The 13,303-nt window shown below is 60.8% G+C and carries 16 protein-coding genes; 3 read left to right on the top strand and 13 right to left on the bottom strand.

The window, feature by feature from the left end; genetic code table 11:
- Window positions 1–10: 10 nt before the first annotated feature.
- Entirely contained in the window at window positions 11–958 is a 948-nt protein-coding gene (locus PQU94_RS04975; protein WP_272740383.1) for an esterase-like activity of phytase family protein, read from the top strand.
- 74 nt (window positions 959–1,032) lie between these two features.
- Here the strand turns inward: PQU94_RS04975 and rpmB are convergent, their stop codons facing one another.
- Window positions 1,033–1,329: a 50S ribosomal protein L28 gene (gene rpmB / locus PQU94_RS04970; RefSeq protein ID WP_013478599.1), complete on the bottom strand. Its 297-nt coding sequence runs from the start codon at window positions 1,327–1,329 to the stop codon at window positions 1,033–1,035.
- A gap of 112 nt (window positions 1,330–1,441) precedes the next feature.
- Window positions 1,442–1,846 (bottom strand): hypothetical protein, encoded by a 405-nt coding sequence (locus PQU94_RS04965; RefSeq protein ID WP_272740382.1) that lies wholly within the window; start codon window positions 1,844–1,846, stop codon window positions 1,442–1,444.
- Between the two features lie 319 nt (window positions 1,847–2,165).
- On the opposite strand from PQU94_RS04965, the gene PQU94_RS04960 reads away from it, so the two are divergent.
- Complete coding sequence (locus PQU94_RS04960; RefSeq protein WP_272740468.1) at window positions 2,166–4,259, top strand: catalase; 2,094 nt, start codon at window positions 2,166–2,168, stop codon at window positions 4,257–4,259.
- 6 nt (window positions 4,260–4,265) lie between these two features.
- Here the strand turns inward: PQU94_RS04960 and PQU94_RS04955 are convergent, their stop codons facing one another.
- From PQU94_RS04955 to PQU94_RS04920, 8 genes are all read right to left on the bottom strand, one after another.
- On the bottom strand, window positions 4,266–4,634 hold the full coding sequence (locus PQU94_RS04955) for a hypothetical protein (RefSeq protein WP_272740381.1): 369 nt from the start codon (window positions 4,632–4,634) through the stop codon (window positions 4,266–4,268).
- Between the two features lie 70 nt (window positions 4,635–4,704).
- On the bottom strand, window positions 4,705–5,214 hold the full coding sequence (locus PQU94_RS04950; RefSeq protein ID WP_013478601.1) for a CarD family transcriptional regulator: 510 nt from the start codon (window positions 5,212–5,214) through the stop codon (window positions 4,705–4,707).
- A gap of 648 nt (window positions 5,215–5,862) precedes the next feature.
- Window positions 5,863–6,555, bottom strand: a complete 693-nt coding sequence (locus PQU94_RS04945; protein WP_272740380.1) for a trimeric intracellular cation channel family protein — start codon at window positions 6,553–6,555, stop codon at window positions 5,863–5,865.
- Between the two features lie 19 nt (window positions 6,556–6,574).
- Window positions 6,575–7,000: an arsenate reductase (glutaredoxin) gene (gene arsC, locus PQU94_RS04940; protein ID WP_272740379.1), complete on the bottom strand. Its 426-nt coding sequence runs from the start codon at window positions 6,998–7,000 to the stop codon at window positions 6,575–6,577.
- Window positions 6,997–7,701, bottom strand: coding sequence for an aquaporin (locus PQU94_RS04935; protein ID WP_272740378.1), 705 nt, complete (start codon window positions 7,699–7,701; stop codon window positions 6,997–6,999). The genes arsC and PQU94_RS04935 overlap by 4 nt, the downstream gene beginning before the upstream one ends.
- Before the next feature lie 16 nt (window positions 7,702–7,717).
- Entirely contained in the window at window positions 7,718–8,050 is a 333-nt protein-coding gene (locus PQU94_RS04930) for an ArsR/SmtB family transcription factor (RefSeq protein WP_272740377.1), read from the bottom strand.
- A 94-nt stretch (window positions 8,051–8,144) separates the two neighbouring features.
- Window positions 8,145–8,486 (bottom strand): ferredoxin FdxA, encoded by a 342-nt coding sequence (fdxA, locus tag PQU94_RS04925; RefSeq protein WP_013478606.1) that lies wholly within the window; start codon window positions 8,484–8,486, stop codon window positions 8,145–8,147.
- A gap of 187 nt (window positions 8,487–8,673) precedes the next feature.
- Window positions 8,674–8,955 carry an RNA-binding S4 domain-containing protein gene (locus PQU94_RS04920; RefSeq protein ID WP_272740376.1) on the bottom strand — a complete coding sequence of 94 codons (282 nt, stop codon included), beginning with the start codon at window positions 8,953–8,955 and terminating at the stop codon, window positions 8,674–8,676.
- A 223-nt stretch (window positions 8,956–9,178) separates the two neighbouring features.
- Here PQU94_RS04920 and PQU94_RS04915 point away from each other — a divergent pair, with 223 nt between their 5' ends.
- Window positions 9,179–10,255, top strand: coding sequence for a calcium:cation antiporter (locus PQU94_RS04915; protein WP_272740375.1), 1,077 nt, complete (start codon window positions 9,179–9,181; stop codon window positions 10,253–10,255).
- Here PQU94_RS04915 and PQU94_RS04910 read toward each other — a convergent pair whose 3' ends face one another.
- Genes PQU94_RS04910 through PQU94_RS04900 form a run of 3 tightly spaced genes read right to left on the bottom strand, consistent with a single transcriptional unit; the run spans window position 10,256 to window position 13,281 of the window.
- Window positions 10,256–10,546, bottom strand: coding sequence for a type II toxin-antitoxin system RelE/ParE family toxin (locus tag PQU94_RS04910; RefSeq protein ID WP_272740374.1), 291 nt, complete (start codon window positions 10,544–10,546; stop codon window positions 10,256–10,258). It lies immediately after the preceding gene.
- Window positions 10,543–10,800, bottom strand: coding sequence for a type II toxin-antitoxin system ParD family antitoxin (locus PQU94_RS04905; protein WP_272740373.1), 258 nt, complete (start codon window positions 10,798–10,800; stop codon window positions 10,543–10,545). The genes PQU94_RS04910 and PQU94_RS04905 overlap by 4 nt, the downstream gene beginning before the upstream one ends.
- Before the next feature lie 45 nt (window positions 10,801–10,845).
- Window positions 10,846–13,281: a helicase-related protein gene (locus tag PQU94_RS04900; RefSeq protein WP_272740372.1), complete on the bottom strand. Its 2,436-nt coding sequence runs from the start codon at window positions 13,279–13,281 to the stop codon at window positions 10,846–10,848.
- Window positions 13,282–13,303 lie beyond the last annotated feature (22 nt).

Below are 13,303 nucleotides of genomic sequence, written 5' to 3'. Positions count from 1 at the left end.
CGGAGTTCTCATGCGATTAGCCTTGTTATTCTCCGCCCTGCTGACCACCACGGCTGTGGCGGGTCCCGTCCCCTATCAGGGCGGCACGCGAGTCACTTTTACTCCCTTGCCTGCGGTCAGCGGCCCGCCTGCGCAAAAGGCCCGCTACATCGGCGGCTATGTCGTGAAAGGGGAAGGCACTGCCTGGCTGACCGGCCTGTCCGATCTGGTCGTCACGCCGGGTAAGGACGGGGTGATGATCGACACCATCGGGGATTATGGGACCCGCGCGCGCTTCACCCTGCCGGTGCGCGGCACCGAGGGCCCGCTGAGCCTCGACTGGCTGCGCGGGGCCGACGGCAAGCCCTTTGGCAACAAGTCGCTGTCGGACTCTGAGGACATGGCGGTCGATCCGCGCGACGGCACGGTCTATGTCTCGTTTGAAGGCGATGCGCGCGTGATGCGCTATGGCCCCGATCTGGGCGGGCCGGGGGAGCGTCTGCCGCTGACCGGCCTGCCCGCCCTACCGTCGAATGAAGGGCTTGAGGCGGTTACGTTTCACCTGTCATCAAAGGGCGAGGCGTCGCTGATTTTGGGGGCTGAGGTGGGGGGCTTCTGGAAGTGCGCACTCGATACCTACCGATGCGAGACGCTGGCCGGGCCGACCACGCCGGGTTTCGGTTACAAGCTGGTGTCTCTGGCCCCGCTCGATCCGGCCAAACCCGATGAGATGCTGGCGCTTTATCGCTTCTATCTGCCCATGGTGGGGGCGCGCAGTGTGCTGCGGGTCGTGCGGCTTGAGGGCAAGCGCCTGAGGCTGGTTGATACGATCCTGCGAATCGAGCCGCCGCTGCCTATCGACAATTATGAGGGCGTGTCGGCAGTGAAAACGCGCGACGGCTACCGGCTTTATCTGATCAGCGATCCTATCGGGGACAATGACCCGACTCACCTGCTGATGTTCGATTACCAGCCCTGAACGGTCGATATAAACAAAAAACCCCGAAGCCGGAGCCTCGGGGTCTTTCGCGTGTTCGGTTTATGCCTCAAAGATTAGGCCGCAGCCTTCTCAGCCAGCTTCGCCTTGATCTGCTTCTTCAGGCGACGGGCGCGCAGAGACAGTTCGGTATCGTCAGCCTTGACGAGGAAGGCGTCCAGGCCGCCCTTGAAGTCCAGCGTGCGCAGGGCGGCGTTGGAGATCTTCAGACGGAAGGATTGACCCAGAGCTTCGGATTGAAGCGCGGTTTCACGAAGCGAGGGCAGGAAGCGACGCTTCGTCTTGATGTTTGAGTGGCTCACGGAGTGGCCGACCATCGGGCCGACACCGGTGAGTTCGCAACGACGCGACATGATATCCACCTTCGTTAGAAACAATAGACAGGGCGCGGCCTTTGAACGGCAGCGCAAGAGGCGCGTTCTATAGGCAAAGCCAGCGACAGCGTCAAGCGGAAAAACCCCGTGTTCAGGCGAAAGCCTTCGGCAGGTCTGACATCGGCTTGACGACGATCTGCTGGGAATCGCGCCAGATGATTTCCTTGGCGATGCGCGCCTTGATGTCACGCACCGGCAGGCCACCTTCGCCAATAAGCCAGGCGCAGTAGCGCGCCCGCTCAATGGCTTCAAGCGCCTTCGGATCGAACCAGCAGATGCCCCAGATTGACCGCCGCCGCTTGAAGTGACGGCCGATTCGGTCGGGCACTGCCAGATAGCGGTTGTACCAGTCGAACTGCTCAGACAGTTCGTCGGTAATCCAGCGCGGGGCGCCGTTGCGATACAGATACCACGACGCCTGAAAGAAACCGCTTTCGACGCCGCTCCACGGATGGATCAGCGGCGTCACAAAGCGCACATATTGAGACGAGGACATGACCTTACACGCCCGCGCAGGTTCATGCGCGGGGTCCTTCTGTAGGCTGAGAACGGGAAAGCGAAAACGGCCCTTCGGGCCTATTTCAGGCCCGAAGGGAGATTGCGTTCGGATGGCCGGTTAATCTGGCGCATGCGGAAATCTCCGGTGTGAGGTCAAAGAGGCGCCCTGATACCTGCCTCGCGGTGATCAGGCAAGATGGTTAAAAATGAAATCATCTGCTGTGGAAAACCGGCCACAGGTGAATCCGCAGTGACTCTTTATGGCATCAGGCCGAAATGTCCTTCTGGCGGCGGGTCATACCTATCACGAGGATAAAATGGACGACACCGCGAAGTTCGATACCGTCGCCGGTCAGGGCGGAGAAACCCATCAGCAGGTCCATCATTCTGGTCCGCACACGCCGCAAGGGCATCTGACCACCAATCAGGGGATTCGCGTCTCCGACAACCAGAACAGCCTGAAGTCCGGAACGCGGGGCCCGACCCTGATCGAAGACTTTGTCCTGCGCGAAAAAATCTTCCACTTCGACCATGAGCGCATCCCCGAACGCATCGTCCATGCTCGCGGTTCGGCGGCGCATGGCTATTTCGAACTGACGCAGTCCCTGTCCGACATCACCACGGCCGATCTGTTCCAGCGAGTGGGCGAGCGCGTGCCGGTCTTTGTGCGCTTTTCGACCGTCGCCGGCGGAGCGGGCAGCGTCGATACCCCGCGCGATGTGCGCGGCTTCGCGGTGAAATTCTATACGCAGGAAGGCAACTGGGATCTTGTGGGCAATAACATCCCGGTCTTCTTCATACAGGACGCCATAAAGTTTCCCGACCTTGTGCACGCGGTGAAGATGGAGGCCGACCGGGGCTATCCTCAGGCGGCTTCGGCGCACGACACCTTCTGGGACTTCGTGTCCCTGATGCCGGAATCGACCCACATGCTGATGTGGGCTATGTCCGATCGCACCCTGCCGCGCGCCTTTCGCACGATGGAGGGGTTCGGCGTCCACACCTTCCGCTTCGTCAATGCCGAGGGGAAGTCCACCTTCGTCAAGTTTCACTGGAAGCCGAAGCTGGGGCTGCAATCGCTGGTGTGGGACGAATCGCTGAAGATTCAGGCCGCCGATAACGACTTCCACCGCCGCGACCTGTTTGAGGCCATCGACAGCGGGGCGTTCCCTGAATGGGAGCTGGGGGTGCAACTGTTCGATCAGGCGCTGGCCGACAGCCTGCCCTATGATGTGCTCGACGCTACCAAGATCATCCCGGAAGAGGTGGTGCCGGTGACTATAGTCGGGCGCATGGTGCTCGACCGCAACCCGGACAACTTCTTTGCCGAGGTGGAGCAGGTGGCCTATTGCCCGGCCAACATCGTCCCCGGCATCGACTTCAGCAATGACCCGCTGTTGCAGGGGCGGCTGTTCTCCTATCTCGATACGCAGCTCAAGCGGCTGGGCAGCACCAACTTTCATCAGTTGCCGATCAACGCGCCGAAGTGTCCCTTCCAGAACTTCCAGCGCGATGGCCACATGCAGATGCAGGTGCCCAAGGGGCGCGCCAACTATGAGCCCAACAGTCTGGGGGCGCACGGCGAAGACGGCGGGCCGCGCGAATGCTCGGTGACGGGGTTCACCACCGTTGCGGCTCAGGACGGCGCGGACGAGCAGGGTGACAAGCTGCGCGTGCGGCCGGAGCTGTTTGCCGATCACTATTCGCAGGCGCGCCTGTTCTGGAAATCGCAGACAGAGTCCGAGCGGGCGCATATCGCCTCGGCCTTTGTGTTTGAACTGTCGAAGGTCAATTTGCGGGGGGTGGCGCCGCGCATGGTGGCCAATCTGCGCAATGTCGATGACGAGTTGGCGGCGCGCGTGGCGACGGGGCTGGGGATCGACCTGCCCGAGGCAGCGCAGGTGGCGCGCGAACCCATCGACCTGGCACCGTCCGACGCTCTGTCGATCCAGAAGAACCTGAAGCCGACCCTGCAAGGGCGTAAGGTGGGTATCCTGATTTGCAAGGATAGCGACGCGGCGATTTTAAGCCAGCTCAAGGCCGATATCACGGCGGCGGGCGCTACGCCCTTCGTGGTCGGGGTGCAGATCCACGGCATACCGCTATCGGACGGCAGTCTGGCCGATGCTGACGGGCAATTGCTGGGCGCGCCATCGCAACTGTTCGATGCGGTGTTTGTCCTGCTGTCGGAGGCGGGGACGCAGCGCCACCTCAAAGAAGCGGCCTCAGTCGAATGGGTGATGAACGCCTTTGGTCACTTGAAGGCCATCGGCCACACGCCGGAATCTCAGCCCCTGCTCGATAAGGCGGGCGTGGTGCCGGACGCGGGCGTGGTGGAGGCCGACGGCTTTATCGCCGCAGCGGCACAGCGCTACTTTGACCGCGAGCCGGGCCTGCGCACGCTGGCATAGATCGACTCAAAAGTAGAAGCCGGTGCCGTCTGGATCGAGGACGGCACCGGCTTCGTATGGGGCTGGATCTGATGTAATAATCAGCTGATGACCGCCTTCGAAACTCAGTGACATCAACAGTCCCGAAGTCGTCACGCCTAGCAGAGGCTTTTCCAATAGGTTGTGAAAACGAACGGGTTGTTCGTCGCGCCATGGTTTGTTGTGGACTGTGTGGCTGCCATCTGCGGCCACGTAGATAAGTGTTTGAGCCGACTCAATGCGGCAACCATTTGCCATTCTAAACGTAAGGGTATGCGCATTCAGGATTATCTGGGTAATCCAAGCATCACCTTGAAGCAAAAAGGTTAGTTTGTCGCTTGTCGGGAAGGGTGTCACTATAGTTTCCAAGATAAAAGGCGCTTTGGTTTCCCAAAGCGCCTTTTGCAGTACCGAAGTCAGGCTGAGCTTAGGCCGCCTTGATCAGAGATTTGTTCAGCAGGGCCACGGCGGCGTCGCGGTCGATCTTTTCGATGGCGGCGACTTCGCGGGCCATGCGGTCCAGAGCCGATTCGTAAAGCTGACGCTCGGAGTAGGACTGCTCCGGCTGGTTTTCGGCGCGGTGCAGGTCGCGCACCACCTCGGCGATAGAAACGAGATCGCCCGAATTGATCTTGGCTTCGTATTCCTGCGCGCGACGCGACCACATGGTGCGCTTCACGCGGGCACGGCCTTTCAGCGTGACCAGCGCCTGCGACATGACGGCGGCGGGGGCGAGGTGGCGCAGACCGGCCGTCTTAGCCTTCTTAGTCGGGACGCGCAGGGTCATCTTCTCGTGGTCGAAGGTGACGACATAGACTTCGAGCTGATAGCCGGCCACTTCCTGGCTCTCAACGGCGGCCACGGTGCCGACGCCATGCGCCGGATACACCACCTTGTCGCCCGTCTTGAATTCGAGTTCTGCTGCAACAGTCGTCATTGCGGTCCTCTTTCTTTGTAAGTGAGGGCGAAGGCAAGGCGCTGAGATAGTCCCTTCAGGCGACGCATACGGCTGACCGGCGATCAGGGAGGAGGCCGGGAGGCGCGGACGCAAAAAAACAACGACGTCCCTCAATCTGGTTCGGGGCATCGCTGCTGTGTATGAATGGACTAAGACAAGCCTGTCATCCGACCTTTGTCGAAGATGCCGGATGTGCGGGGCGCGCAGGCGGCATTTTAGGTGAAGATTAGGAGATGCCGACGAAACGCTTCGCGTCCCTTTGCATCAGTGGAACCGTTTCTATCACAAAATTACATAAAAATAAAGTCCGGCTGTCGCTAAGGCGTCGGATTGTGTCGGCGTTTATATTCGTCACGCCGACGCAAATGCATTTAAGTTTCATATCTGTACTATTAAAGTAAATCAGAGGTAATGGGCCGTAGGTGCGTCTCTGAATTACAAACAGCTTTGTCGCTTTCAATCGAGATGGGGATTAAATTAGTGATAGTCAGCCGGTGCGCCCATTTTCTCATATGTTTTCGGACCTGTGAATGAGGGCGCGCTGAGGGGCAGGTACATAAAGCTTGTGGATGAAAGTATAGGGGCTTAAGCGAGCGATCTGAGACGCCGGGTCGCAGATGGCAACAATTATGAAGATTTGTTGCTGTGGTCGTGATTGCGCGGGCCGAAAGCGGGCAGGGCCAGCGACCAGTGAATCGCCGCCCCGCGCAGCGCCAGAGCGGCGGCGAATCCGCAGAGGCCTGCGGGCCAGAAGGACAGGCCGAAGAGGCTGAGGGTAACGAAGACCGACGCCCCCAAAAGCGCGGCGGTGATATAGATTTCCCGGCGCAGCAACAGGTTGGGCTCTCCGGCCAGCACATCGCGGATGATCCCGCCGAAGGTCGCCGTCAGCACGCCCATCACCACGGCCGAGACAGGGGCCACACCGAGGTTCAGCGCCTTGGCCGCGCCCACGACCGCATAGGCCGCCAGGCCCATGGCGTCCAGCCACAGCATGGCCAGCATCCGTTTGCCGGGCTTGCCGTCCGGACGCGGTGAGGCATTGCGCGGGGCCAGCACCCACACGGCCAGCCCGGCCAGCGCGCAGATCAGGATGTAGTCTGGTCTCTGCACCCAGAAGACCGGGGCGCCGATCAGCACGTCCCGAAGCGTCCCGCCGCCGACGCCGGTAATGGCGGCGAAAAAGGTGAAGGTGATGATGTCCTGACGCCCGCGCGCCGCCGCTATGGCGCCGGAGGCCCCGAACAGGGCCACGGCGGCGTAGTCCAGCCAGAAGAGGGCGGTGCTCAGGGCGCTGACGGCGTGATCGGGTACGGTCATTGGCCCTGCATATCTGAATTTACCCGCCGATGCGATTCCCGTTGGCGTCGATCATCAATTCTCCGTCCTCCTTGCGAAAGGGACCGGAGGGCCAGCGTTCTAGCAGATCGAGCACCTTTTCCGAGGGGCGGCACAACCGCGTCCCTTTGGCGGTGACCACAAAGGGTCGGTTGACCAGTATGGGGTGAGCCAGCATAGCCTCGATCAGGTCTTCATCGCTGACGCCGGGGTCGAGCAGGCCCAGCTCGGTGGCCGGCGACTTGCTTTCGCGCAGGGCCTGACGCGGCGTCAGACCGGCATCGGCAAACAGGGTCAGCAAGTGGTCGCGCTGCCACCCGACGCTGAGATAGGGAATGACGTGGGGTGTATAGCCCGCCGCTTCGATGACGGCGAGCACGTTGCGCGACGTGCCGCAGTCGGGATTGTGATAGATGGTGATCGTCATGAGGCCATCCTCTCCGGGGTGGTTTTGCTTTCTGGGGACGTCTGGGGCGGGGGCGAGTTTAGCAACCAGCCAAAAACGAGAAAAGCCATAACCGCACCGGTAGTCTGAGCGGCGATAAAGGCGGGCGCGGAGGCGAGGGCAATGCCCGCGAAGCTGTCGGTCAGGCTGCGGGCCAAAGTGAGGGCGGGGTTGGCAAAGGCGGTGGAGCTTGTGAACCAGTAGGCTGAGGTGATGTAAAGGCCTACGGCGGTGGGCGTAAAATCGGGTTTAAAGCGTTGGCAGCCGAAAATTGTACCCATCAGGCCAAAAGTGGCTACGGCTTCGGACAGCATAAGGCCGGAACCGTCCCGCAGTCTTGTGGCCGACTGCATCAGGGCCTCGCCGAACATGGCGTGGGCGATCCCGACGCCGATGACCGCCCCGACGAACTGCGCGACCATATAGGCCGCCGCCAGAGCCGGTTTGATGTCGCCGCGCATCATAAAGGTCAGCGTCACCAGCGGGTTGAAGTGCGCGCCAGACAGAGGCCCGAACAGGGTGATCAGCACGATCAGGCCTGTCCCCGTTGCCACGGCATTCGCCATAAGCGCCAGAGCGCTGTTGCCGCCTGACAGGGCCTGCCCCATGATGCCAGACCCGATCACAATCGCCAGTAGCCAGGCGGTGCCCAGTGCCTCGGCGGCTAATTTGCGTAAAGCCATCTCCATGCCCCGCTTCTCAACACGCACAGGTGAGTTTGGCGATCACGGGCTGACACAGTTCGGGCGCGCCGCCGCAGCAGTTTTCCATCAGAAATCCCAGAAGCCCGCTGACGCCATCCATATTGGCGAAGTAGCGGATGCTGCGCCCCTCGCGCACGCTGTGGATCAGGCCGGCCTGAGTCAATATGGCCAGATTGGCGGACATGGTGTTCTGACGCACCCCCAGACGTTCACCGATTTCACCCGCGGGCAGGCCCTGACGCCCCACCTGCACCAGCAGACGGAAGACATCGAGGCGCGTTTCCTGACTGAGCGCAGCGAGGGCATCGAGGCTTTGCTTTTTATCCATATATCATGATTAATTGATATATTTGGCGGAGTCAAGAGAGACGGTGGTACGGGTTCAGATACAAAAAGAGCGCCCGATGCGGCGCTCTTTGTCTTTATTTACCGTCGCCGGGCTTTTCGGAGAAGTACTTTTCGAACTTGCCGGTTTCGCGTTCAAAGTCCTCTCGGTCGGCGGGTGGCGTACCCTTGACCGAGATGTTCGGCCAGACGCGGGCGTATTTGGAATTGACCTCCAGCCACTTGCCGTCCGGTTCGTCCTCGGTGTCCGGCTTGATGGCGTCCACCGGGCATTCCGGCTCGCAGACGCCGCAGTCGATGCACTCATCCGGATTGATGACCAGGAAGTTTTCACCCTCGTAGAAGCAGTCCACCGGACAGACTTCGACGCAGTCCATAAACTTGCACTTAACGCAGGGGTCGGTGACGATATAGGTCATTGAACTCAGGTGCCTTCAGTGGGGACATACACCAGACAGGTGCCCTAAAACGGGTCTGTAAACGGTTTGCGGGTCATGACTTTTGCGGCGCGCACTGTCAAGGCTTTAGCCGCCGCTCACCCGCGATTTTTACTAAACCGCCCAAGGGCTTTGGCTTAAGCCTGAACGCTTGCCCTGACAGTGACACCTATTCGCAGATTTCGTACAGCCCCTGGGCTTCGCTAGCCGGGCCGCGCCGTTCGCCCATGCCCAGAACGCGGACGTCGATCAGGCGAGCCCCGATAGCGAAGGTCAGCCGGTCGCCGATGCGCACTGTGTGACCGGCCTTCTGGATACGAGCGGTCTGGCTAAAGCGTTCCAGACGCAAGAGGCCGCTTTCGGCAAATTTCGCCGACAGGGCGCGGGTCTTGAAAAACCGGGCGCGCCACAGCCAGACATCAATGCGGCAGGTGTCAGAGGCAGAATCCATCCCTCATTCTAGAGCGGATTTCGTTCAGATTGCAGCGAAATTCCGCTCTAACATTTTGTCTGTCGCGCATTTCATTCCGAAACGGCGTTCGGTGAAAACCAAAACCGCTGCACACTTTTCGGAATGCGCTTTAACCCTGAGATTGCAAAAAGCATTGCATATTTTGCGCTTATGCCGCAGTCGGACAAACGATTGTGTCCATGCTGCCGAAGGGGGATTCGTCATGACAGGCCTGTTGAAGTCAGAGGGTAATCTGCTGATCGCGCTGATCGTAGCCGCGATTGCCATTCCACTGGAACACAGCCTCGCCGGGTCAGGGCAGACCGTTGCCCTGATCGCCTCTGTCGCCCTGATCGGGGTGATCGTTCTGGTGTCGCTGCGCGTGGCGCACCATGCCGAGGTGCTGGCCGAAAAGGTCGGTGAACCCTATGGCACCATGATCCTCACCCTGTCGGCCGTGCTGGTCGAGGTGGTTATCTTGGCGATCATGCTGGGCCATTCGCACAACCCTACCTTAGCGCGCGACACCATCTATTCGGCGGTGATGCTCGACATCAACGGCATTATCGGCGTGGCAGCGATTCTGGGCGGCCTGAAACACGGTGAGCAGCCCTATAACGATGCCTCGGGCAAGACCTATATCGTCATGATCATGACCGGTATGGGCGTCTCCATGCTGGTCCCCGAATTTATCCCGGTGGCGCACTGGAAGGCCTATTCGCTGTTCTCCATCGGCATCATGGTCTTCCTCTACGCCATGTTCCTGCGTCTTCAGACGACGAAACACAGCTATTTCTTCAGCTATACCTATGCCGGGACGGGTGACGAAAACCATACGCACGGAGGCAAGACCGCGTATTCGGCGGCCATCCTCATCGCCGGTCTGGTGCTGATTGGCGTGTTGGCCGAGGTCATGTCGAAGACGCTAGGCACCGGCCTCGAAGGCACGGGCATCCCGCCGGTCTTTCCGGCGCTGGTGGTGGCGGCCATTTCGGCCAGTCCTGAGATCCTGACGGCCCTGCGCGCCGCGCTGGCCAACCGCATGCAGCCGGTCATCAATATCGCGCTGGGGGCTTCGCTCTCGACCGTGGTCCTGACCGTGCCGGTGATCGAACTGATCTCACTGTTCAACGATCAGAAGATCCACATGGCCCTGACCCCGACCCAGAGCATCATGACCGCCCTGACTCTGCTGGTGGCCGCGATCAACCTCAATGACGGTCAGACCAACGCGATTGAGGGCACCACACATTTTGTGCTGTTCTGCGCCTTTATCATGCTATCGTTTCTGGGGCTGTGATCAGAGGTCGAATTCGTTCCAGTCTTCCGAAGCGTGCCGGACACGCACGATAAGCAGCCCCTGTGCCTCGACCTGATAGAAGATGATATGCGACCTGAAGGGATGCGTGTGCATCGGTGGGTTCAGCTCTTTTCTCAAGCGTCCCATGGCCGGGTATTCCGCCAGCAAGCCGAAGGCGCGATTTAGGTCGTCATAATAGGCTTCCGCCTGTTGAAAGCCGAACCGCTCACGACCGAATAGATAAAGCTGGATCAGGTCCGTTTCGGCGGCGGACGTCAGCCGGAATGTCACGGCTTGTCGAACCCAAGGTCCGCCGCCTTTTTGCGGGCCATATCGAGAATATCGTCAACAGTGCGGGGGCTGATACCGCTGGAAAGACCTTCGTCTATCTTCACCTGCAAGGCGGCTATTTTCTCTTCCCGTTCCTGATCGCGGCGAATGAGGTCGCGAACATAGTCGCTGGTGTTGGCATAACGACCGGTTTCTGCCTGCGACTCCGCCCAGGATTTCATCTGTTCGGGCAGGGATATGTTCATGGTCGCCATGGCCGCACTCCTTGGGCAGGAGGGTGCGGCCTATGGCAAGGTTTGTCAACCACCGCGCAGCACCGCAAAGGGGGAGTAGGGATTGACGAAGAGGGGCGGCACTTTGGCCTTTTTCGGGGCAGTCGTTTTGCTGCGCCAGCCCTGATACTCGGCGGCGGCATCCCCTTCGCCAAAGTGGTGCGTCCCGGCCTTGGCATAGCCCAGCGCGGCCATCAGCTTGTCGCTGACGCCCTCAGTCGCCCCGGGCTTGAGATAGATGGCACCCTTGTGCCACACACCTTCGTTCAGGGCCGCATCCAGCGCATCGAGCGTCTTCAGCCGGACGGGTTTGTGCCCGGCAATGGCCACCAGCCCTTTGAGGCTTAAGGCACGCTGCGGATGGTCCTTCGCTCCGCCAAAGGCCTGCATCAAAGGTGGTGATAACTTCGGTAAACGCCAGACGAAGCGATTGCCGTGGATGCCCAGCCCTTTAAGCAACTTGCGCTCATCCGCCGTCAGCTTGTCTTCGCCACGCAAGGTCACGCCGCCGTTTTCATAGATCTGCCACGCCACAGCGCGCACCGCCGCAGGGGTCGTCTCATCGTGTGCGGCCTCATAGACCCGGTGCAGGGGCTTCAACTGGTGCAGGGCCTGCTGCCGCACAAAATCGGTCAGCCGTTTACGCGCACGGTCTTCCAGCGCGGCCTGATCGGACTGACATTCCAGACGGATGACGGGGTTGAAATAGTCTGACGGTGCGATGTGGCCGACCGTTTCGCCCTGCCACAGAACGTGCTTGCCTTTCAGGCGCAGGGTTTTGGACGGTGCCTGCGCCAGGGCGTGCAGCCGCTCACGGATCAGGGGCGTCACGGCGCGATGCGCCGCCTGACGGATCGTCTTGTCCTCGATCAGGCTTTCACCGGCCGCCTGGATGAAGTTCAGCCCCTTGAGCTGCCCCACACGCTGGCCTTCAAGGAAAACGTCGCCATTTTCCATAATCTCCGGCTTCGGCGTCTCAAAGGCGTTGAGCGCCTTCAACAGGGCGCTGGTGCGCTGATCGACGAAGCGCTGCATCAGGGCCTCGTGCAGCCGGTCGGACAGACGCGCCTCCAGATCGCGCGTCGCTTCGCGCCAGTGTTCCGCCGCCTTCAGCCAGCCGGTGCGATTGGCGATGTAGGAGAGGGTGCGCACGCCCGACAACCGCCCCGACAGGGTGTCGATATCGCCGTCCATGCGGTCGAGGTGGGTCAACTGCTCATCGAACCAGTCGTGCGGCACAAACCCGTCCGGGCGGTGGCGCGACCAGAAGAGGAAACCGACCGTTTTCAGATGCTCGTCCAGCGACACCTTGCGGAAATCAGGGAGCTGGCACACCTCCCACAGGATGCGGAGACTAACCGGATTGCGCACCTTCAGCGCGATGTCGTCTTCGGCGCTCAGATGGCGCAGGACCTTCTCATCCAGCGCTTCGCGAGCCAGTTGCAATGCCGGGGCGGGCGAAGGCCGCGTCAGGCTGCGCAGCAGGTTGTCGAGCGACGAAAAATCCAGTTCATGATTGCGCCATTGCGCCGCCGTCAGGCTGAGGAAGCGGTGGTTTTCAATGGCCGCGATCAGGTCGTCATCCATCTCATCGGCATCGCCGGTGACCCCAAACGTACCTTCCCTGCGGTTGCGTCCGGCGCGCCCGGCGATCTGTGCGGCCTCCTGTGCTGTGAGCGCCCGCGTGCGGCGGCCGTCGAATTTCGACAGGCCGGCAAAGGCCACATGGTCGATATCCATGTTGAGCCCCATGCCGATGGCGTCGGTGGCGACCAGAAAATCGACTTCGCCGCGCTGGAACAGATCGACCTGAGCGTTGCGCGTCTTGGGGCTGAGCGAGCCCATCACCACAGCCGCTCCACCGCGCTGGCGCCGGATCAGTTCGGCAATGGCATAGACCTGCTCCGTCGAAAAGGCGACGATGGCCGTGCGCTTGGGCAGGCGGGTGAGCTTCTTCGACCCGGCATAGCTCAGTTGCGACAGGCGCTCACGGAACTGCACCTCGGCATAGGGAAACAGCGAGCGGAACAGGGGCGCAAAGGTCGCGGCCCCCATAAACAGCGTCTCATAGCGACCGCGCGCGTGCAAAAGCCGGTCGGTGAAGACGTGGCCGCGCTCCGTATCCGCGCACAGTTGAATCTCATCGACGGCTAGGAAATCGACGCGCCGCTCCAGTGGCATCGCCTCGACCGTGCAGATGAAATAGGAGGGAAGACGCGGGATGATCTTCTCTTCGCCGGTGATCAGAGCGACGGCATTGATTCCCTTTTCCTTCACCATACGGTCATAGACCTCGCGCGCCAGAAGCCGCAGGGGCAGGCCGATCATTCCGGTAGCATGGGCCATCATCCGCTCCAGCGCATAATGGGTCTTGCCGGTATTGGTCGGCCCCAGGACGGCCACCAGCCGCGAGTCCGGGCTTGGGGCGGCGAAGGCGGCAACGGGATGCGAATGATCTGGCACGTGGCTGTTTTAGCCGCTTAAA

This window comes from Asticcacaulis currens (genome assembly GCF_028550395.1).
GTDB classification, from domain to species: domain Bacteria; phylum Pseudomonadota; class Alphaproteobacteria; order Caulobacterales; family Caulobacteraceae; genus Asticcacaulis; species Asticcacaulis currens.
The sequence above is the reverse complement of the archived record's forward strand: the minus strand, read 5'-3'. Positions and strand labels throughout refer to the sequence as shown.